The organism is Undibacterium umbellatum (genome assembly GCF_014284125.1).
GTDB classification, from domain to species: Bacteria; Pseudomonadota; Gammaproteobacteria; order Burkholderiales; family Burkholderiaceae_D; genus Undibacterium; species Undibacterium umbellatum.
In genome coordinates, this window is the sequence record NZ_JACOFX010000001.1 from 552697 (window position 1) to 572477 (window position 19781).

The following is a 19781-nucleotide window of genomic DNA, read 5'->3' on the forward strand; positions in this document are numbered from 1 at the left end:
CGTCTGCCTGCCCTCAGCATACAACAAGCAAACAAGCTTTGCCTGCGGCCATGCTACTACTCATTTACTAATGATCTATTGACGGCTATCGCTGCAAACTTTCCCACACTTTTTGCAAGCGCTTGACGGACACCGGCATGGGTGTACGCAGCTCCTGGGCAAACAGCGAGACCCTGAGTTCTTCCAGCAACCAGCGAAACTCCAGCAGTTTTGGATCAGCATCAACACCGGTCTTGCGCGGGTGACGTTGCCAGGCCTGGGCGACACTATTCCATTCAGCCACCAACTTCTGGTCACGCGCCGGATCGGCACGCAGCTTGTCCATGCGTACCGTGATCGCTTTCAGGTAACGCGGGAAGTGCGACAATTGGGTGAAATCATTTTCCGCAATAAAGTGCTTGGTCACCAGCATCTGCAATTGCGCCTGCATATCGGCAGCAGCTTGCGCATGCGCCTTGATGCCTTGCAGTTTCTTCGGCAATCCATGGTATTCAGCCAGTATCTGTGCGGCTGTGCGGGCAATTTCATTGGCAAGCAAATTCAACCTGGCCTTACCTTCATCCCTGCGCTTGTTGAATTCACCTGAATTGGCAGGTAAAGGGCTTTGCAGGAAGGCACTTTCTATGGCGACCTGAATAATCTGGTCACGCAATTCTTCCTGCGAACCCAGCGCCATGAATTGCATGCCCATCTGCTGCAAACCAGGGATATTTTTTTCCAGGAACTTGATCTGCTCTTTCAACTGCAAGGCAAACAGACGCCGCATGCCTATGCGATGTATACGCGCCGCTTCATCAGGGTCATCAAAGACCTCAATATGGCAATGCGTGAGTTTATCCACCAGCGCTGGATAACCAATGAGGGTCTGTTTACCCTGCTGGACTTCCAGCAATTCGGGCAGGCTGTCGAAAGTCCAGGCTGTCAGGTTTTCCTGTTTTAGTGCCGGAATTGCAGCACCAGTCTGGACGTTGGCAGTTGCTGGTTTCCCGGCATTACGGACTGATTTGTCTTCTGCCACAGCAGCCTGCTTGATCGCAACTGGATTTGTATCTAGCAAAGCCAGTTTCTCGGCACTGGCAATACGCTGGAAACTCTCGCGTGCCTGGCCACCAAATTCCGCCCGCAGGCTGGCCAGGTTACGTCCCATTTCCAGTTGACGGCCATGTTCATCGACGACTTTAAAGTTCATCGTCAAATGCACAGGCACAGTCTCGAATTTAAAGTCCGTGGTCTTGCACAGCAAGCCTTTTTGCTCGCGTATATCTGCAATCACTGCATCAAGGAAGTTGCCTTTGCCAAAATCATTGCGCTCACAAAAGCCTGCTGCATATTCAGGAATAGGCACACAGTGACGACGTATTTTTTGCGGCAAGGACTTGATCAGCAAATGCACTTTTTCTTTCAGCATGCCGGGTACCAGCCATTCACAGCGGTCTGCCGACACCTGATTAAGCGAAAACAAAGGCACCGTCAGGGTCACACCATCGCGTGGACTGCCAGGCTCAAAGTGATAACTGAGCTGCAAGGCCACACCTGAGACCTGCATGGTCTTGGGGAATAAATCCGTGGTGACGCCTGCTGCCTCATGACGCATCAGCTCGTCCTTGTTCAGGTACAAGAGCTTGGGATTGGCCTTGGTCGCTTCCTTATGCCACTCTTCAAACAAGACGGCGTTATAGACATCGACTGGCAAGTGCTGGTCATAGAATGCCACAATCAGCTCTTCATCCACCAGCACATCCAGACGGCGTGATTTATGCTCGAGGTTTTCTATCTCACGCACCAGTTTCTGGTTATACGCAAAGAAAGGGGCACGAGTTTCAAACTCGCCTTCGACCAATGCATCGCGTATGAACATCTCGCGAGCCTCTACAGGGTGCGTCAATCCATACTGGGTTCGCCGCTGGCTATACACGACCAGACCGTACAGGGTGGCGCGTTCAAAAGCAGATACCTGACCGGCACGTTTTTCCCAGCGTGGTTCACCATAGGATTTTTTCAGCAGATGCTCGCCAATTTTCTCCAGCCATTCAGGATTGATCTGGGCGATGCAACGGCCATATAGGCGTGTGGTATCCACCAGCTCAGCTGCCATGATCCAGCGTCCGGCTTTTTTTGCAAGAGTGGAACCCGGCCAGATATAAAACTTGATGCCACGCGCGCCTAGGTAATGCGCTTCTTCATCTGACTTGTAACCGATATTACCCAGCAAACCCGTCAATAGAGATAAGTGCAATTGCTCATATGTGGCAGGGGCTTCATTCAAGCGCCAGCCCTGCTCTTTGACGATGGTCAGCAATTGTGAATGCACTTCACGCCATTCGCGCAAGCGCATCTGGCTCAGGAAATTGGCGCGGCAATTGTCTTGCAACTGGCGATTGGTTTTCTTGTGCTCAATGGCATCTTCAAACCATTTCCAGATTTTCAGGTAAGACTGGAATTCAGACTTTTCATCGGCAAATTTCTTGTGCGCCATGTCCGCTGCCGCCTGCGCCTCCATCGGGCGGTCACGCGGATCTTGCACCGACAATGCGGCAGCAATGATCAGCACTTCCTGCAAGGCCTGGTTGTCGCGCGCTGCCAGGATCATGCGACCCACGCGCGGGTCCAGCGGCAGTTTCGCCAACTGCCTGCCAACCGGCGTCAACTGATTGACTTCGTCCATGGCGCCCAATTCTTGCAAGAGCTGATAACCGTCAGCAATCGCCCGGCCTGGTGGCGGCTCTATGAAGGGGAAAGTCTCGACATCAGTCAGGCGCAGCGATTTCATACGCAAAATGACGGCTGCCAGGGATGAGCGCAAAATTTCTGGCTCGGTAAATTTTGGTCTTTGCAGATAATCCTGCTCATCGTACAAACGTATGCAAACACCCGCCGCAACGCGACCACAACGACCAGCACGCTGGTTGGCAGCCGACTGGGCCACTGCCTCTATCTGCAATTGCTCGACTTTATTTCTGTAGCTATAGCGCTTGACACGCGCCAGGCCAGCATCGACGACGTAGCGTATACCAGGTACCGTCAGCGAGGTCTCCGCCACATTCGTAGCAAGGATGATGCGGCGTGCATTCGAGATCTTGAATACCCTCTCCTGCTCTTGCGCCGACAGACGGGCAAACAGGGGCAAAATCTCTACATGCGGTGGATGGTGTTTGCGCAAGGCTTCGGCAGCATCACGAATCTCGCGCTCACCCGGCAAAAATACCAGCACGTCACCAGAACCTACCCGGCATAATTCATCAACGGCATCAGTAATGGCCGTCATCAAATCGCGTTCTTTGTCTTTTTCCGTATCCTGTATCGGGCGATAGCGCACTTCTACCGGATACAATCGGCCCGACACTTCAATCACAGGTGCTGGCGTGGGCTCGCCCCCCCTGGTATCAGCAAAATGATTGGCAAAGCGCTGGGCATCGATCGTGGCTGAAGTGATGATGATCTTCAGGTCACGACGCTTGGGTAGCAATTGCTTCAGGTAACCGAGCAGGAAATCAATATTCAGGCTGCGCTCATGCGCCTCATCAATGATGATGGTGTCATATTGTTTTAACAGCGGGTCGGTCTGGGTTTCTGCCAACAAGATACCGTCGGTCATCAGCTTGACCGATGCGCCCTTGCTCAGAGTATCGGTAAAACGGACTTTAAAACCAACATGCTCGCCCAACGGCGAATTCAATTCTTGCGCAATACGCTTGGCGGTAGACGACGCAGCAATACGGCGTGGCTGGGTATGGCCTATCATGCCTTTTTGACCGCGCCCCAGTTCCAGGCAGATTTTTGGTAATTGCGTGGTTTTACCGGAACCAGTTTCACCACAGACAATAATAACCTGATGCTTTTGCAAAGCCTCGGCAATTTCTGCCCGTTTGCCGGATACTGGTAACTCTTCAGGATAGCTGATAGGTGGCAAGGGATTACGAAATGGCAATGGCGCCTCTTCCCTGGCTGGCCCAGTTACTTTTTTTCTTACGGCTGGAGGTTCGCTTGCAGTTGTCGCAGACTTATTGCGATTTGGCTGCGATCTTGTATTCTGTACTTCGGGCGTACGAACTCGCTCAGCGACATTTTCCATTAAAGGCTTGTTGTCAGGCGATTCTGGCTTGCCAGCTGTTTCGCGCAATTGTTGTCGAAGTTCGCGCAATCCCGATAAACCATCTATCACATTGGGCATTGCTTTTTGGGGGGAGTTTTTAGGTGTTTGATTTGAAGACATAGCACTTTCCATTATCCCAGATTTTTGGCAGAGTTGCGCAATGTTGTTTTTTGCTTATTCACTTGCACCCGGCTCAAGCCAATAAATACTGAGAAGAAATTCCCCCGCAACTTAATCTATACTGAATAAACAAAAACTGAACTGATCATCAATTTTACTTATCGTGATACTTGCGGAGGTCAAGATGAAAACCTGGATTATTCTGTTTTTCACATGTTTACTTACAGCCTGCGCGACACCAGCCACGCAAAAACTGGGTGAGCTACACTTCCACGATCAGGAATTTGCTCCCAGCTCCATCCCCATCGACAAAGATAATGTGCTGACAGTCAGCAAAGAAATGAAATCCTATCTACATCAGGAAATCATGCCTCAGTTAAGCAAACGGGGGCCGCAAAGAGCTTTGTTTGAAGCGCTCTCAAGCAAGCGCCAGATCAAACTGGAATATGATGCGGAAATGACACGCAATGCCGCTCAGGCATTTGCAGCACGCTCTGGCAACTGTTTATCGTTAGTGCTCATGACTGCAGCCTTTGCCAAACAACTGGGTTTGGATGTGCAATATCAAAATGTATTGATTAATGAATCATGGAGTCGCAATAATGATCTGTACTTTGCTGCTGGCCACGTCAATATCGTGCTGGGCAGGCGACCAGGCTTCTTGCGCAATGCAGATGAATATCATCAAAGAATGGTGATAGATTTCTTGCCCCCAGGTGAAATTCTCGGGCAAAAAACAGTATTGATAAGTGAAGCGACTGTGATCGCCATGTATATGAATAATCGCGCGGCAGAATTACTGGCGCAACACAATGTCAATGATGCCTACTGGTTTGCCCGCGAGGCATTGCGCACCGACCCTGATTTCCTGACAGCCTACAATACGCTGGGTGTTATTTATCGCCAACACGGCAATTTCCAATTGGCTGAAAATGTATTCAAACAGATATTGACAAAAGAACCCGACAACACGCTGGCTTTAAGCAATCTGGCTGAAGTCTTGCGCAAATCCGGTCGCCCACTGGAAGCACAGGTCTATTTCAGCCGTCTCGAAGAATTACAACCCTATCCACCTTTCCATTTCTTCAATCGCGGCCTGGCTGCCATGCAACGTGGTGACTTTGCAGAAGCAAAAACCTTGTTCAAGCGTGAGATAAAACGCGACGCCAACTATGATGAATTTCATTTATGGCTGGCGCTGGCACACCTGAAGCTGGGTGAAATACCTGATGCGACTGAAGAACTACTCCTGGCCAAGGCCAATAGCACAACCCGCAAAGCCCATGATTTGTATGTAGGCAAGCTGGAGCGTATCAAGTCAACATATACACACTGAAAACACGGGTTTTGCGAATGAATCTGTCAATGTGTACAATCGACCACGTTGATTGACCATCTGTTTTCTCGTCTCAGATTATAATTGGCGGATGGAAAATCCCGTTCAATTCGTTCACTGGCTGCGCTCAGTCGCGCCCTATATTCATGCCTTCCGTGGAAAGACCTTCGTGGTTGCCTTCCCCGGCGAACTGGTCATGGCAGGTGCCCTGCCGGTTCTGGCGCAAGATTTATCACTTTTACATGCCTTGGGTATCAAGATTGTCATCGTCCATGGCTCACGACCCCAGGTAGCCGAACAACTGGCATTACGTAGCGTAGAAGGCGCTTTTCACAACGGCATACGGATTACCGATACAGCAGCGCTGGAATGTTCAAAAGAAGCTGCTGGTGAATTGCGACTGGACATAGAAGCTGCATTTAGCCAGGGCTTGCCAAATACACCGATGGCCCACTCTGCAATACGTATCATTTCTGGAAATTTTGTCACCGCAAAACCGATCGGCATCGTTGGCGGAGTTGACTTTCAATTGACAGGCATTGCCCGCAAGGTCGCGTATGAAACGATTCACCGAATCCTTGATGCAGGCAATCTGGTCTTGCTTGGACCTCTGGGCTTCTCACCAACGGGTGAAGCATTCAATTTGACGATGGAAGACGTTGCCGTATCGGCAGCTTCTGCCTTGCGTGCCGATAAACTGATTTTCATCTCTGAAACACCGATGATGGTGGATCAGGATAATGATGAAATCCGCGAATTATCTTTCATGCAAGCCGAGCAGGAATTAAAGGCAGGCTATTTGCCACTGGATTCTGCGTTTTATCTGGAACACGCGATCAAGGCATCGCGTGGTGGTGTTCCGCGTATTCACATCGTCCCGTACAAGATGGATGGTTCAGCCCTGCTGGAATTGTTCACCCATGATGGCGTGGGCACCATGGTGTCTTCAGAAAACCTGGAAAGTTTGCGCGAGGCCACGATTGAAGACGTAGGCGGCATTATCAAGCTGATAGAACCGCTGGAAGCCGATGGCACCCTGGTCAAGCGTGGACGTGAACTGATAGAAAGGGAGATCAATTACTTCTCTGTCATTGAGCATGATGGCGTGATATTTGGTTGTGCCGCCCTCTACCCCTTCCCTTTTGAAAAGATGGCAGAAATGGCTTGCCTGACTGTGAATCCGGAAGTGCAAAGCCAAGGCGACGGCGAACGCATACTCAAGCATCTGGAAAAACGTGCGCGCCGGGCTGGCTTCCATAGTCTGTTTGTATTAACGACGCGCACTGCTCACTGGTTCCTGAAACGCGGTTTTGTTAGTGCTTCGGTAGACGATTTGCCGAAAGACAGGCAAAAAATGTATAACTGGCAACGCAAGTCTTTGGTTCTGATCAAGCAACTCTAAGCCACTGCCCGTATAATTCAGGCTGTTTTCAAGACTTATCAAGATTCACATTAAGGAGCACCAACATGGCCCGCATGGTCCACTGCATTAAATTAGACAAAGAAGCCGAAGGTCTAGACGTTCCAACTTACCCAGGTGAATTGGGCAAAAGAATTTATGAAAGCGTGTCCAAAGAAGCCTGGGCTGCGTGGCTCAAACACCAGACCATGCTAGTGAATGAGAACCGCCTGAATCTGGCTGACACTCGCGCCCGCAAGTATCTGGCAACGCAGATGGAAAAACATTTCTTTGGCGATGGGGCCGATGCTGCTACTGGCTATGTTCCGCCGACAGAATAATTGAGTCGCATCTAAACAAAAAAGCCCGCTAAACGGGCTTTTTTGTTTGTTTCGATCTGACTTTATCAATAGAAATCGATTTTTCCTGTTTCAACATCCAGCATGGCTCCGACGATCTTTATCTGACCCTTGTCGGCCATTTCTTTCAATACCACGCTCTTTTCTGTCACTGCCTTGACCGTCATTTTCACGTTCATTTCTGCCACTGCATCGACAAAATGATGATTTTTTGAAGAACGGTCGCTGCCGTGATTATCAGGCGTCGCTTTCACAGCCGGCATGATCTTGGCCACAAGTTGTGTGAGATTGCCCAAATTAGCATTATCACACGCTCCTTTCACTGCGCCGCAATGTGAATGACCAAGAATGATGATGACTTTAGACCCAGCTACCTTTGCAGCATATTCAAGGCTACCAAGGATGTCTTCATTAACGATGTTACCGGCCACTCTGGCAGTAAACAAATCACCTATACCTTGATCAAATACGAGCGCAGGCTCAGAACGCGAATCTATGCAACTGACTATACTGGCAAATGGGAACTGACCATCCCTTCCGCTGGTTTTTACCTGACCAGGCAAGTCGCGTTTCAACATGCTACTGGAGACAAAGCGCTGATTCCCCTCTTTGAGCATCGCAATGGCAGCATCTGGGCTGATCTTACTTTGCATGGCCTGCGTCATTGCAACATCAATGACAGGCCTTCCTGTGGTAGGCGACTGTGTTGCACAAGCTGAGATCAGCAAAGCTGCCGTCAGCGAGGCCAGGAAACTTAGTGACTTGGCTGTTTTTTTCTTTGTATTCATGTTCATTTGCTTCATCTCCTCATAGAATTGAACAATTGATGACTTCATATTCATCTGCAATGGCATGTATTTACTGCAAAACAACCATACCAGTCTCTTGCTAATTTCAGAACTGCAAGGTTTTCACACCTTCAGCAGTCCCCAGAAGGCAAACATTTGCACCTTGTCGAGCGAACAAGCCAACCGTCACCACGCCCACGATATTGTTAATCTCTGCTTCCATCGTCAGCGGATCAAGAATTTGCATGCCATGTACATCCAAAATCATATTGCCATTGTCAGTCAATAATGGCTCTCCATCTTTCATGCGCAAACGCGCCTCACCGCCCAATGCATTGAGCTTGCGTGCAACGACTGCGTGTGACATGGGAATTACTTCTACTGGCAAAGGAAACTTGCCCAGCACATCCACCAGTTTGGAACCATCAGCGATACAGACAAATTTTTCAGCAACAGATGCAACGATCTTTTCGCGCGTCAATGCCGCACCGCCACCCTTGATCATGGCACCTTGCGGCGTGATTTCATCCGCTCCATCGATATAGACTGGCATGGATGTCACTTCATTCAAATCCAGCACGGTAATACCGTGAGAACGCAAACGCGCTGCCGTCACTTCAGAAGACGCAACAGCTGCTTTGACTTTGTGCTTGATCTTGGCTAGTTCATCAATAAAAAAGTTTGCTGTAGAACCGGTACCTACGCCAACAATTTCACCTTCTACTACATAAGCAATTGCCGCCTGGGCGACGACAAGTTTCAGTTCGTCTTGAGTCATGGTGCATTTCCATCATAGTTTAAAAATTGGCGGGATTTTACAATAAGGCCGGACTTATTCGTAATTTGATCAAGAACGAGACTAAAACAGTATTAAATTCGCCACAACGGTGCCTCATCCATCAGAGCAACCTGCTCGCGCAGTTCAAGTATGCGGTCTTGCCAGTAACGCTGGCTGTTAAACCATGGAAAGGCTGCCGGAAAAGCCGGGTCACTCCAACGCTGTGCCAGCCAGGCTGAATAATGGATAAGCCGCAAGGTGCGCAAGGCTTCTATCAAATACAGTTGACGAGGTTCAAACTCAAAAAAATCTTCATAGCCGACCAGAATATCGGTCAACTGGCGTTGCATTTCGCTACGGTCACCCGATAACAGCATCCACAAGTCCTGTATGCCAGGCCCCATGCGGCTGTCATCAAAATCGACAAAGTGCGGGCCAGCCTCTGGACCAGATTCCAGCCACAAGACATTTCCCAGATGGCAATCACCATGCAAGCGTAGTTGCGGCACCTCGCCTGCCCTGTCATAACAAGCCTGAATACCATCAAGGGCTTGCTGGCTAACGCTGGCGTACGCCGCCAGTAAATCCGTTGGAATAAAATCATGCTCCAGCAACCACGCACGTGGCAATACACCAAAACTTTGCGGATTCAACGCTGGCCTAACTGCATAACTGGTAGTAGCGCCGACGGCATGTATGCGTCCTATGAAACGTCCCAGCCATTCAAGCGTGGCTGGGTCACCAGTTTCAGGTGCACGGCCACTCTGGCGCTTGAACAAGGAAAAGCGGAAACCTTGATAGTGACGCAGGCTATTTCCATTGTCTGCCCGCAAGGCAGCAATGACAGGAATTTCGTGCGTCTGCAACTCAGCGACGAAGTCATGTTCCTCCTGTATCGCTTCATCTGACCAGCGCAAGGGGCGATAAAACTTGGCGATAATAGGAGAAGCATCCTCTATGCCTATCTGATAAACGCGGTTTTCATAGCTATTCAGGGCCAACATGCGCCCATCGCTGCGCAAGCCACTACTATCGACGGCATCAAGGACTAATTCGGGTGTCAGCCCGGCGAAAGAATCTGGGGGAGTAAAATCTGTCATGTCGCTATTGTACGTGCCTCTCACTGGGTTAGAGATAAAAGTCCTGCACAGCCAGCACACAAAGCGCTAAACTTCCGGTATTTTCATATTTACCTTTTCAAGAGTCACTCCATGCATCTCGACGAACCACTAAGCGACAAAGAATTCAATGAACTCGACAAATTCCTGATGTCGGAAAAAGTCGGCGACGATGGCATGACCATGGATGCCCTGCACGGCTACCTGACCGCCATTGCCCTGGGCCCGGAAGTGATACCGATGGCTGAATGGCTGCCACTGGTGTGGGGCTTGCCTGACCAGGGCGAACCCAAGTTCAAGAATGAAAAGGAAATGCAGCGCGTTACTGGCCTGGTAGCCCGCTTCATGAATGAAATACAGATCACCTTTGAAGTCGCCCCGCAAGAATACGAGCCTCTGTTTTGTGTCATGGAACAAAATGGCAAGGAATTGATCGACGGCGAAACCTGGGCCTGGGGCTTCTGGGAAGGCATGCAATTGCGTGAAGAAGCATGGGAAGCCGCCTGGGAATCTGAAGAAATCGGCCCATTGCTGCAACCTATTTACCTGCTGGGCGCAGAAGAGATAGAAGAAAGCGAATTGAAGTTCGTCGATACACCAGAAAAATGCCATGAACTGGCGTTGACGCTGGAAGCGTCCATCCCCACCATACGCCGTTTTTGGGCACCCTTGCGCAAGTCTGGCGTCACCACCGTCAAGCGCGAAGCCCCAAAAGTAGGCAGAAATGATCCTTGCCCTTGTGGCAGCGGCAAAAAATACAAAGTCTGCTGCGGCGCTGAGCCTACCCTGCATTAATCCACTGCAAACCGGAAGCGCTGGAGGGAAACCTCTAGCGCAAAACTGCCCTGCCTGCATGTCTTCATGCTATTTTTGCGCTTCTTAATAACATGCTGGAGACTACAATGAGCTTGCAAGAACAATTCACCCAGGCACAAGCCAATTCCAAAAACTTGTCCGAGCGTCCGGACAATATGACTTTGCTGAAAATCTATGCCCTGTTCAAACAAGGCAGCACAGGTGACGCCACTGGTGATCGCCCTGGCATGACCGACTTTGTCGGCCGCGCCAAGTTTGATGCCTGGGCTGGCCTGAAAGGCACTCCCCAGGAAACAGCGATGCAGCAATACATTGACCTCATCAACGAACTCAAAGGCTAAGATTCGGGGTTAAGCCGGAGGATTGAGCCAATCCCTTGGCCTGCCCTCAGTCAAACCTGCAATCAGGTTATCTGCCGCACGGTTTGCCATTGCCCGGCGAGTTGTCTCGGAGGCACTGGCAATATGCGGTGTCAGCACGACATTGCTCAAGGTCAAAAAATCTGGATGGAATTTGGGCTCATTCTCAAATACATCCAGGCCCGCTGCCGCAATCCGTTTTTCACGCAAGGCCGCAATCAGAGCCTGGTCATCAACAATGCCACCACGTGCCAGATTCACCAGTGTTGCGCCCGGCTTCATCATTGCCAACTCTGCAGCAGCTATGGTGTGATGTGAAGCTGCTGAATATGGCAGCACCAGCACCACATGATCAGCTTGTTGCAGTAATTCTTCCTTGCTCACATATTGCGCGTTATTCGCATATGCCTCCTGTTCCGTACTCAGACGCGAGCGATTGTGATACATGACCTTCATATCAAAACCTGTAGAACGCCTCGCTATGGCCTGCCCTATCCTGCCCATGCCGATAATACCCAAGGTGGCACCATGTATATCAGCACCCAGGAAAGAGTCAAACCGCCACTTGGTCCAATGCCCGGCGCGCAGCCAATGTTCAGATTCCGTCACCCGCCTGGCCGTCGCCATCAGCAAGGCCCAGCCAAAATCGGCAGTGGTTTCATTCAAGACTTCAGGCGTATTACTAGCCATGACACCATGGGCTGTGCAAGCAGCCAGATCGATATTGTCATAACCAACCGCCATACTGGCAACAACTTTCAAGTCTGGCAATTGCTGCAATAATTCAGTATTGATTTTCGCACTGGCTGTTGCCAGAGTCCCGACTTTGCCTTTTAGCCGGCCAGCGAGCTCAGTTGGTGAAAAAATAATATCATCCTGATTCGACTCAACATCAAAATACTGTTCCAGCTTCGTCAACACTTCAGGAAAGATGGCTCGCGTTACCAGGATTGCAGGCTTCATGTCCGGCCTTAAAATAAAAAAAAATATAAAAACAAATGCTGAAAATACCCGCCCGCCTCATGACAGACTAGCTCACTGCCGCATCATACCGTTTTCACGCTCACTTTTCTTGAGGACTTATAGCAGTTCAACAACTTTCATCCCGGCTATCGTTCATGCAAGAAAATTCATGCTGATGATGCAAATCAATCCAGAAGCCTGAGCTTAGGCCTACAATTGCGCATCATGATAAACTGCAGAGGCAAAGTCCACTGATACGACTGCATTTGCTTATGCGCAAACTATATAAGCCTGATTTGTGAGAACTGCTAAATTACCTTAAAATACAAGGCTTTGCAGCCCTGAGCCTATTTTTTGCGCTTAGACTGCGCCTAAATCCCGAATTTTTAGTTTAGATTGGACTGTTATGACCCACGTTGTGACCGAATCCTGCATCCGCTGCCGCTATACCGATTGCGTGGATGTGTGCCCGGTGGACTGCTTCCGTGCTGGCCCGAATTTCCTCATCATTGATCCAGACGAATGCATCGATTGCGCCGTGTGCGTTGCAGAGTGCCCGGCTAACGCCATTTTTGCTGAAGAAGATGTACCGGCCGATCAACAGCAATTTATCAAGATCAATGCCGACCTGACCCGCAAATGGCCGTCGATTACCAAGACCGTTGCTCCTTTGCCAGATGCTGACGACTGGAAAGACGTCAAAGATAAATTGCAATATCTGGACAAATAAGTATCTGGGAAAGCATTACGGGCATAGGTTAATCGGCTCAAACAAATCCGCAATATCAGGAATCATCACGTAGCATGGAAAACAAACAAACTACCGCGGCCAACGCCGCCATTGAAGCAGATGCCGTCATCATCGGCGCAGGTCCAGTTGGCCTGTTCCAGGTATTCGAACTCGGCTTGCTCGAAATTAAAGCACACGTTATTGACTCCCTGGCAGTCGTTGGCGGCCAATGTGTCGAGCTGTACCCGGATAAACCGATCTATGACATCCCTGCAGTGCCAGTATGTACAGGCCAGGAACTGACAGACAATCTGTTAAAGCAAATTGAACCATTCGAGCCAACTTTCCATCTGGGACAGGAAGTGACGCTGGTTGAACGCCGTGAAGATGGCCGCTTCGATCTGGAAACATCGACAGGTACACGCTTCATCACCAAGACCATTTTCATCGCTGCTGGCGTTGGCTCCTTCCAGCCGCGCACTTTGAAGGTTGAAGGCATAGAAGCTTTTGAAAACAAACAGGTGTTCTACCGCGTAAAAGACCCTACCCAGTTCCATGGTAAAAACCTGGTAATCTGCGGTGGTGGCGACTCTGCGCTGGACTGGGCATTGAACCTGGTAGGCAAAGCTGAATCGGTCGTAGTTCTGCACCGCCGCGAAGACTTCCGCGCCGCACCAGCCTCTGTCGCCAAGATGAAAGAACTCTGCGACAACTATGAAATGCAACTCACCATAGGCCAGGTCACAGGCATAGAAACCAAGGACGATTTGCTGTCCGAAATCAAGGTTACCGGTGCTGATGGCGTCACCCGCCGCATGCCACTCGATACTTTGCTGGTCTTCTTTGGTCTGTCACCAAAACTCGGCCCTATCGCCGAATGGGGTCTGGACATAGAACGCAAGCAATTGAAGGTCGTCAATACCGAGAAGTTTGAAACCAATGTACCTGGCATTTTTGCCGTGGGTGATATCAACACCTACCCTGGCAAGAAAAAACTCATCCTGTCCGGCTTCCACGAAGCTGCGCTGGCGGCGTTTGGTGCCGCACCTTATATTTTCCCTGACAAGAAAATCCACATGCAATACACCACGACTTCGCCAAAGCTTCACAAAATCCTGGGCGTGGAAACACCGGTTTTCGATTAATCTTCGAAGCACCAAAACAAAAAAGCGCGAAGATTTTCTTTGCGCTTTTTTTCTTCCTGAAACTTTGTCGCCCAATTCCTTAATTCACTGGCACATGCGAATCCGACTCCTTGAATTGATTGGCGATCTGCCGGAACTCTTCAGTAATCTCCAGAAAGGCATCCAGGACGTCAGGATCGAAATGCGTGCCGTGTCCCTTGCGCATGATACCGATCGCCTCTTCATGCGAAAATGCGGGTTTGTAGACCCGACGTGAAATCAGAGCATCATATACATCAGCTACCGCCATCAGGCGCGCAGACAGGGGTATGGCATCGCCTGCCAGGTTTTCCGGATAACCTGAGCCATCCCATTTCTCCTGATGCGAATACGTGATCTCACGGGCGAAGCGGAGAAATTCATTACTCTCGCCGAGGTATTTTTCTACAGAGATGATGGTTTCCCGCCCGTACACCGTATGCAATTTCATGACCTCAAACTCTTCTGATGTCAATTTATCCGGTTTAAGCAAAATATTGTCGGGAATCCCGACCTTGCCGATATCATGAAGTGGCGCTGACTTGAACAACAATTCTATGTTTTCTTCCGTCAAGTCATTACTGAAACGTACATGACCTTTTAACTTGCGAGCCAGTGCTGCGACATAATTTTGTGTGCGTCGAATATGATTTCCGGTCTCATTGTCGCGTGTCTCAGCCAGCGAAGCCATAGCCATGATGATGGCATCCTGCATCTTGGCCAGCTTGCGGGTTCTATCCTGCACCAGGCTTTCCAGATGCTTGTTCTGGTCTTGCAATAAGTGGCGGGCACGCACCAAATTCAGTTGCGTCGCCACCCTTGCCAGCACGATGGGGGGGCTGATGGGCTTACTGATGTAATCAACTGCCCCTAAACGCAAACCCATTTCCTCATCCTGCACCTGACTTTTAGCTGTCAGGAAAATAATCGGTATGTCGGACGTCGCGATATCAGCCTTCAGGCGGCGGCAAGTCTCATAGCCATCCATCTCAGGCATCATCACATCCAGCAAGATCAAATCGGGGCCGGGCAGACTAGAGGCAATCTGCAAGGCTTTCAGGCCGTTGGTGGCAATCTTGATCTTATACTGATCTTTTAGCAATCCGGACAAGAGTGAAATATTGTCAGGAGTATCATCTACTATCAAAATAACCTGTTTGGCATTTTGATCGAATACCTCACTCATAGATCACCCCGATAAGAAGTAACTGCCCCACATTCTTGTGGATACCATGTACGGAACTGGATTTCATCAAATCAAAGTATTTCATAACCGAGGTTTTTTGCGCTATTGCTCAATAAATTCAAGGCTGCATCATAGTCAAATTGCCTGACCGCACGCATGACTTGCTTTTGCACATCGACACCAAAGGCATTGGCGATCATGTCTCCTGACTCTAACAGCAAGTCGACCGCTTCGCCATCGTAATCACGCAACAAGTTACAGCATTTTACAAGTAAATTCTGCATCAACTCGTGGTCAATCGGTGCCAGGTCGAGCACCTTGGTGTCGGGTTTACTCGTGGATTTTTCCTGTGCCAATACCTGATCAATGGCATTGATGGTGATCTGCATTGCTCGTGCGGTTTCAACCAGCACTGGTTCCATCTCTGCCATGCTGATCTGGTCGTGCAACTTAAGCTCCAGTTCTGCAGCAAATGGTTGTATGGTTTTTGCACCAATCAAGCCCGCTACCCCTTTTAGGGTATGCGCGAGGCGCTCGGCCAATAAATTATCACCAGCCTCCACCGCATCACGAATATGTTCTACAACATTGCGCTGATCATCGCAAAAACGGGATAACAATTCCAGATAAAAGGAGCGATTACCTAAAGTGCGGCTCAACCCCTCTTCAACATCAACACCCTCTATTTGCAAACTATTGCCGATATCCTGCAAAGGTAATTGCACGTTGTCAAAATTGCTGCCAGAGACATGTTCCGGGCACCAATGTGAAATCGCGTGATATAACTCTTTTGGGTTGATAGGTTTGGCGAGATGGGCGTTCATGCCAGATGCAAAGCACGACTCGCGCTCTTCGACCATGGCATGGGCAGTCATCGCGACTATCGGCAGATCGTCAAAACTCGCGTCTGCACGTATTAATTTAGTGGCTTGATGTCCATCCATTTCTGGCATTTGCACGTCCATGAACACCACACCATAGTAGTCCGGCCTAGCCTTACCAATCATTTCTACTGCTATTTTCCCGTTATCGGCAATATCCACGGTTACGCCAGCCGCCTCCATCAATTCGCGAGCGATTTGCTGATTGATTTCATTGTCTTCCACCAGCAAGACCCGCAAATCAGTATATTTGGGTACTAGTAAGCCATGGTTGCTAGGAATGGCGTAACTAGTGCTGGAAAAAAGCTCCACCATGCAATCTACCAAAGTAGAGGCATTCACAGGCTTGGTCAGGAAACCATCTGGCAAGGCGATGTCATCACGGTAACTAACTTCCTCACGTCCATGCGCACTGACCAGCACCATCAAGGGTGCCGGTTGCAGTGACCCATCACGCTTGAGGTAAGTAATCAATTCAAGCCCGTCCATCTCCGGCATACGCAAATCAGTAAAGATCACGCCGTAGGGATGGGTAAGGTTACACTCCATGACCGCCTGCAAGGCAGCAGCGCCACTATTGACAACATCGATATCCACTGGCAACTCGGATAATATCTCCTGCAAAATCTCGGCAGCAGCAGGGTTATCATCAACAATCAACAAGCGCATACCATTGATTGCACCCGGTATCACCTGGCGTTGCACTACCGGTTGGGCTATGCCAAACCAGGCCGTAAAATACACGGAAGTGCCGCGCCCTGCCTCACTGCTCAGGGCAATCTCCCCCCCCATCAATTCGACCATCCCTTTGGAAATTGATAAGCCCAATCCCGTACCACCAAATTTGCGTGTCGTTGATTCGTCCGCCTGACTGAAGGGGCGGAATAATTTTTCTGACTGCTCTTCAGACATGCCTATACCAGTATCACGCACTTCAAATTTGAGTTTAACCTTGCCGCCAGCTACTTCCAGCGTCCGGCAGGTGACATAGATTTCTCCCCGCTCAGTAAATTTAATAGCATTGTTGATGAGGTTGATCAAGACCTGGCCCAACCGTAGTGGGTCACCATTCAGATAACGTGGAATATCCGGCGGTGCGCGGAACAGAAATTCCAGGCCTTTTTCATCAGCCTTGTCTGTCGTGACTGCTGAGATATTATTGAGCACATCATCCAGATTAAAATCTACCTGCTCGATACTCAGTTTACCTGCCTCTATTTTGGAAAAATCCAGAATATCGTTGATGATGCCAAGCAAGGAAATACCTGCCTTATGGATTTTCTCTACATAATCTTTTTGCTTGGGATTAAGTTCAGTGCGCAAGGCCAGATGTGCCATGCCTATAATGGCATTCATAGGCGTACGGATTTCATGACTCATATTCGCGAGAAACATGGACTTGGCTTCCGTCGACTCTTCCGCATGACGCCGTGCCATTTCCGCTTCCTTCAACTCATTTTGCATTTGTAAAGTCTGCAGGCGTATTTGCTCTGCCATACTTTCCTTGAGTTGGCTTTCCAGCAGTTTTCTTTGGGTGATATCCGAGACAAAAGATAGGGTAGCGGGACGGCCTTCCCAATCTATCATGACCGCAGACAACTCAACCCAAATGATGGACCGGGCTTGATGATTTTCAATACGGAAGTGGTAATACTGCTCAACCTCTTCACCACGTAGGCGTCTGGTATGGTGGTCTATTACCAAAGGCCGGTCATCAGGATAAATTGCGGTGATGAAAGACATCTGCGCCAACTCATCTGCTTTGTAACCTGTCAGGCTTTGTACGCGTGGATTAGCAAACACGATGCGGCCATCCTGCACGACCAAGATGCCTTCCGTCACATTATTGATAAGCTGGCGGTAATGTTGTTCAGACTTGCTCAAGTCTTCTTCCAACTGGCGACGGGTAGAAATATCCATGACCACCCACACCGTGCCATGGGTAAGATTGGTTTTATCAACAGCCCGCCCCGAAAAGTGCACCCAGAACACAGTGCCGTCGCTGCGCCGCATCTTTAGTTCAGCCTCGTAGGCTTCACCCAGCAAGACTGATTGACTGACCGCTGCGCCAGATTCGAGATAAGCCTCGCGCGATTCGTAGAAAGGCTCCAGTGAAGATCCCAGGACTTTTTCGCGCTCAACACCAAATATCTGGCACAAGGGAGTATTTACCCATTGCACACGGCCCTGGTTATTCAGAAAAACCATGCCGACAATGGAATTTTCCAGTACGGTTTCACGCTCGGCCAGCATGCGTTTGAGCTCGTCCTCGAGTTGACGGCGCTCAACCATAGCACGCTCTGCCATGCGCCTGGCCAGCTCTGCTTCTTTCAATTCATTCCTGATGTGCAGGGTTTGCACGTGAACGCGGGTAGCCAACCCCTGTGCTTTGGCAAACAAGTCCAGATAACGTTTTTGCTCGTTATAGGCTTCTTTCCAGTCTCCAAGTTCAGTAAAAATTTCAGACAATTCCTTGATTGCCCGCAGCGGCATATAGATATAGCCATTGCCCCCAACTTCATCCACCGCGCGGCGCAAGTCACGTATGGCCTCAGGATAACGTTTGTGGCTACGATGCAAATGACCGCTGACCCACCAGCTATATGGCTTCAAATGCTTGTCTTCGAAACTGTCCAGCAAACTCATAGCCGTTTCACTGAGTTTGTCTGCCTCTTCCAGTTGCCCGCGCATGGCCAACGTGTATGCTGCCACTGAAAGGCAAAATGCACGGCTGGAATTATCTGCATTTTCACCGCTTTTGATACCACTTATGTAAGAAGCAATGGTCTGGTAAGCCTCTTCATACTTGTCCAGCGATACCTTGCATAAAGCCAGCATGGTAGACACAAAGGGGGCCAGCCAGCGCTCACTGGATGTGACAGCAATATCCCTTGCTTCTTGCAATAACACTTCAGCATCTTCAGCATTGCCGCTGACGTAAAAAATTTCCCCTAGATTGGCCGTCACCTGCGCCACCCGGTTTGGTATTTGCAAGACGCGCGCATCATTCAGTGCAGTGTAAAAATGGCGGATCGCTTCTTCGGTATACCCCAATTCTTGTGACAAGATACCCAGGGTATTGTAGACAACAATAGATATGCGACTGACCTTCATGCGCAATGCAGGCACGATGCGGGAGTGACACAGTGCATAAGCATCCTGCACCTGACCGCGGCGACGCCAGACTGCCACTGTCCCAAACAGGGCGAATGCCATACCTTCATGCTCATCCACCGATTCAAACAAAGTGGCAGCACGCTCAAAAATGGGAGCAGCCTGCTCCATATGATCATCAAAATAATCAGCAAAGGCATCGATAAGATCCGCTGCGATCAATGTGGCGGGGTTGGATTTGCCAGGCTCCTGCAGGCGCAGGCTGTCGGCAATCTTGCGGCCATCTGCAGAGTTGTCGCGCATCAGGTCCAGGGCATCCAGACAAAGCTCACGCCAATGGATTTCTGCTAGAGAACTATCTTTACTCATTCTGCTCAGCTCTTCAGAAAGAAATGATGCATTGAAATATCAAAATAACCTGGAACATGGCTTTGCTTCCAGGGTCTTCAGCACGGGTACAAAACTCTTTTTTCATTCGATCTGACATTTACGACAATATTAATGCCAGATACAGGCTTATGGAAAAACATCGCCAGTAACTGTGTCTTTTCATCGAATAAATGAACAAATAAAACACT

The 19781-nt window shown here is 49.6% G+C and carries 15 protein-coding genes; 8 read left to right on the forward strand and 7 right to left on the reverse strand.

Annotated elements, in window-relative coordinates:
• Positions 1-85: 85 nt before the first annotated feature.
• On the reverse strand, positions 86-4213 hold the full coding sequence (gene hrpA / locus H8L47_RS02595) for an ATP-dependent RNA helicase HrpA (protein WP_408057681.1): 4128 nt from the start codon (positions 4211-4213) through the stop codon (positions 86-88).
• A gap of 184 nt (positions 4214-4397) precedes the next feature.
• On the opposite strand from hrpA, the gene H8L47_RS02600 reads away from it, so the two are divergent.
• The 3 genes from H8L47_RS02600 to H8L47_RS02610 all read left to right on the forward strand — a co-directional run bounded on the left by H8L47_RS02600 (position 4398) and on the right by H8L47_RS02610 (position 7289).
• Positions 4398-5549 (forward strand): tetratricopeptide repeat protein, encoded by a 1152-nt coding sequence (locus H8L47_RS02600; protein WP_186951666.1) that lies wholly within the window; start codon positions 4398-4400, stop codon positions 5547-5549.
• A gap of 91 nt (positions 5550-5640) precedes the next feature.
• On the forward strand, positions 5641-6951 hold the full coding sequence (argA, locus tag H8L47_RS02605; protein WP_186951667.1) for an amino-acid N-acetyltransferase: 1311 nt from the start codon (positions 5641-5643) through the stop codon (positions 6949-6951).
• A 65-nt stretch (positions 6952-7016) separates the two neighbouring features.
• Positions 7017-7289 carry an oxidative damage protection protein gene (locus H8L47_RS02610; RefSeq protein WP_186951668.1) on the forward strand — a complete coding sequence of 91 codons (273 nt, stop codon included), beginning with the start codon at positions 7017-7019 and terminating at the stop codon, positions 7287-7289.
• Between the two features lie 65 nt (positions 7290-7354).
• Here the strand turns inward: H8L47_RS02610 and H8L47_RS02615 are convergent, their stop codons facing one another.
• The 3 genes from H8L47_RS02615 to H8L47_RS02625 all read right to left on the reverse strand — a co-directional run bounded on the left by H8L47_RS02615 (position 7355) and on the right by H8L47_RS02625 (position 9973).
• On the reverse strand, positions 7355-8101 hold the full coding sequence (locus tag H8L47_RS02615) for a carbonic anhydrase family protein (RefSeq protein WP_222616375.1): 747 nt from the start codon (positions 8099-8101) through the stop codon (positions 7355-7357).
• 100 nt (positions 8102-8201) lie between these two features.
• Entirely contained in the window at positions 8202-8873 is a 672-nt protein-coding gene (gene rpiA, locus H8L47_RS02620) for a ribose-5-phosphate isomerase RpiA (protein WP_186951669.1), read from the reverse strand.
• Positions 8874-8965: 92 nt separating this feature from the next.
• Positions 8966-9973, reverse strand: coding sequence for a serine/threonine protein kinase (locus H8L47_RS02625; protein ID WP_186951670.1), 1008 nt, complete (start codon positions 9971-9973; stop codon positions 8966-8968).
• 111 nt (positions 9974-10084) lie between these two features.
• Here H8L47_RS02625 and H8L47_RS02630 point away from each other — a divergent pair, with 111 nt between their 5' ends.
• Together H8L47_RS02630 and H8L47_RS02635 are read left to right on the forward strand one after the other, a co-directional pair.
• A complete protein-coding gene (locus H8L47_RS02630; protein ID WP_186951671.1) occupies positions 10085-10786 on the forward strand; it encodes a UPF0149 family protein in 702 nt (233 codons plus the stop codon).
• Between the two features lie 107 nt (positions 10787-10893).
• Positions 10894-11148 carry an acyl-CoA-binding protein gene (locus H8L47_RS02635; RefSeq protein ID WP_186951672.1) on the forward strand — a complete coding sequence of 85 codons (255 nt, stop codon included), beginning with the start codon at positions 10894-10896 and terminating at the stop codon, positions 11146-11148.
• A gap of 9 nt (positions 11149-11157) precedes the next feature.
• Here H8L47_RS02635 and H8L47_RS02640 read toward each other — a convergent pair whose 3' ends face one another.
• Entirely contained in the window at positions 11158-12129 is a 972-nt protein-coding gene (locus H8L47_RS02640; RefSeq protein ID WP_186951673.1) for a 2-hydroxyacid dehydrogenase, read from the reverse strand.
• Here H8L47_RS02640 and H8L47_RS02645 point away from each other — a divergent pair.
• The 3 genes from H8L47_RS02645 (at position 12128) to H8L47_RS02655 (ending at position 14004) form a co-directional block, all read left to right on the forward strand.
• Complete coding sequence (locus H8L47_RS02645; protein WP_186951674.1) at positions 12128-12331, forward strand: hypothetical protein; 204 nt, start codon at positions 12128-12130, stop codon at positions 12329-12331. The genes H8L47_RS02640 and H8L47_RS02645 overlap by 2 nt on opposite strands.
• A gap of 204 nt (positions 12332-12535) precedes the next feature.
• Positions 12536-12859, forward strand: coding sequence for a ferredoxin FdxA (gene fdxA / locus H8L47_RS02650; protein ID WP_186951675.1), 324 nt, complete (start codon positions 12536-12538; stop codon positions 12857-12859).
• Positions 12860-12933: 74 nt separating this feature from the next.
• A complete protein-coding gene (locus H8L47_RS02655) occupies positions 12934-14004 on the forward strand; it encodes an NAD(P)/FAD-dependent oxidoreductase (RefSeq protein ID WP_186945569.1) in 1071 nt (356 codons plus the stop codon).
• A gap of 79 nt (positions 14005-14083) precedes the next feature.
• Here the strand turns inward: H8L47_RS02655 and H8L47_RS02660 are convergent, their stop codons facing one another.
• Together H8L47_RS02660 and H8L47_RS02665 are read right to left on the reverse strand one after the other, a co-directional pair.
• Positions 14084-15208, reverse strand: a complete 1125-nt coding sequence (locus H8L47_RS02660; protein ID WP_186951676.1) for an HD-GYP domain-containing protein — start codon at positions 15206-15208, stop codon at positions 14084-14086.
• 71 nt (positions 15209-15279) lie between these two features.
• Positions 15280-19572 carry a response regulator gene (locus H8L47_RS02665; RefSeq protein WP_186951677.1) on the reverse strand — a complete coding sequence of 1431 codons (4293 nt, stop codon included), beginning with the start codon at positions 19570-19572 and terminating at the stop codon, positions 15280-15282.
• Positions 19573-19781: the final 209 nt, after the last annotated feature.